Here is a 1,669-nt window from a genome sequence, read left to right on the forward strand (position 1 = left end):
ATCTCTAAAGCGAAATAAGCGGTTGTTAAGCCGCTAGCAGCAGCCCGAATACCAATATCTAATGCCCATGTGGACTTACCGATGCCGCCGCGACCTCCAACAACGGTCAAAGAACCGAAGGGCATCCCGCCAATTACCGAATCCAAATCGTAGAATCCGGTGGGGACATTCACCTCAATCGCATCTTCACCGTTATTGGCCAATTCAATCTCGGCATAAACATCGGGGATGATGTCAGCCATTAATTTCATCTGACAAGGCATAGTTAATTGGCGCAACTCTAAAAGCTTTTGTTGTCCCATTTCGATGACTGAAGTGGCAGTAGTTTCAGTCAAGGGTGCATCCATCGCGTAGCGTGCCATTTGTAAAGCTGTTTGGATTACCGCTCTCAATTGCGCTTTTTCTCGAATTAACTCTGCTAAGGCATCGATGTTAACTGCTGACACGCAAGAGTTAAGCAAGGACGCAAGTTTATTTCTCCCGCCGACATTATGCAACAAGCCATGAGATTCCAGCCAACTGGTGACAAACAATAAATCCGTTGGCTGCTGAGACTGGTGCAATCTGACTGCGGCTTGGTAAATGTTCTTGTGCGAACTGACGTAAAAATCCTCTGGTTGCAAAATCTTAATCACACGAGCGATCGCTTCCGGGTCAAACAAAATGCCACCGAGTACTACTTCTTCAGCTTCAATCGCCTGGGGTGGTAAGTGGTTAGGCATTGAAACTACGTTATCTGGGGCAAAATCTGGTGAAAACATCACTTTTTCTCCTGCTATGCTATTTTTGAAAATCGAATTCAGAAGTCAGAAGCCAGAATTCAGGAGCCAGAATGAACAAGCAGCAAAATTTATTTCGAGGATGGAAATGGCTTGGTCTAAGCGATGATTCATCCCGCAGCTGCACAAGCTTCAATTCTGAATGCTGACTCCTTACTCCTGAATTCTGTTTTGGTAAATCTCCGCGCTTGTCTAATTTCGGGTAGTACTGCCCTCAACTCATTAGGGGCAGCATGAGCTGTTTGTATGGCTTTTTGTTGGGCAAGGCGTTGAGTTTCGGCACTATGAGCTTGGTGATAACGCTGCACCAGGTTCGTCCATCCCCCTTTGGTTTTCTCCCAGGTGTTGATTACTGCGATCGCATGATCTATTTCCTGTCGTGCCGAGCGTTTCGACTTAGTGGCTAATTCTTGTGCTAGGAAATCCACGACTACCGGGTTGAAGTTCTGGTAGAGGTTATTCAGCTTTCGCTCTCCATTGCGCCAAGGTAAAACCCAGCAATTCCACTTGATTGTTTCTCTGACAAGCAGTGGTAGAGAATCATCACTCATAGCAGTTGGGTCTGTTAGCCAAGCATCAATCAGTTCTTTCACGTTCCGGGCTGTCTTGTAGGGACAGGTTATTTGCAGCTTATTCGATTGTTCGCGTTTCTCGAACGACCCCCCCGCAATAGTTGATCCTCTTGAGGGATTATCGGTTTGTTGCGAAGACTCGGATTTTTTTAACAACGAAGTGGGTTGTTGTGGGGTTGGTTCTTCTGGGGTTGATTTTTTTAAGCTTGGTTTTTCTGGAATTGGTTCTTCAAGTTCAATTTCTTCCGTTGCTAAATCAAGTTCTTCTTTTTCACACACACTTTCATGGGTGGGGGGCGCGGGTGGCGAAGCCAGGGG

Annotated in this window: 1 protein-coding gene and 1 pseudogene; both read right to left on the minus strand. The window is 46.3% G+C overall.

The window, feature by feature from the left end:
• Positions 1 to 761, minus strand: a 761-nt coding sequence (locus CDG77_RS34835) for a replicative DNA helicase (RefSeq protein WP_317615952.1), incomplete at its 3' end; no start/stop codon positions are given.
• A gap of 128 nt (positions 762 to 889) precedes the next feature.
• Positions 890 to 1,669: pseudogene (locus tag CDG77_RS34840) on the minus strand (hypothetical protein); the annotation flags it as partial.

This window comes from Nostoc sp. 'Peltigera membranacea cyanobiont' 213 (assembly GCF_002245975.1).
Classification (GTDB): Bacteria; Cyanobacteriota; Cyanobacteriia; order Cyanobacteriales; family Nostocaceae; genus Nostoc.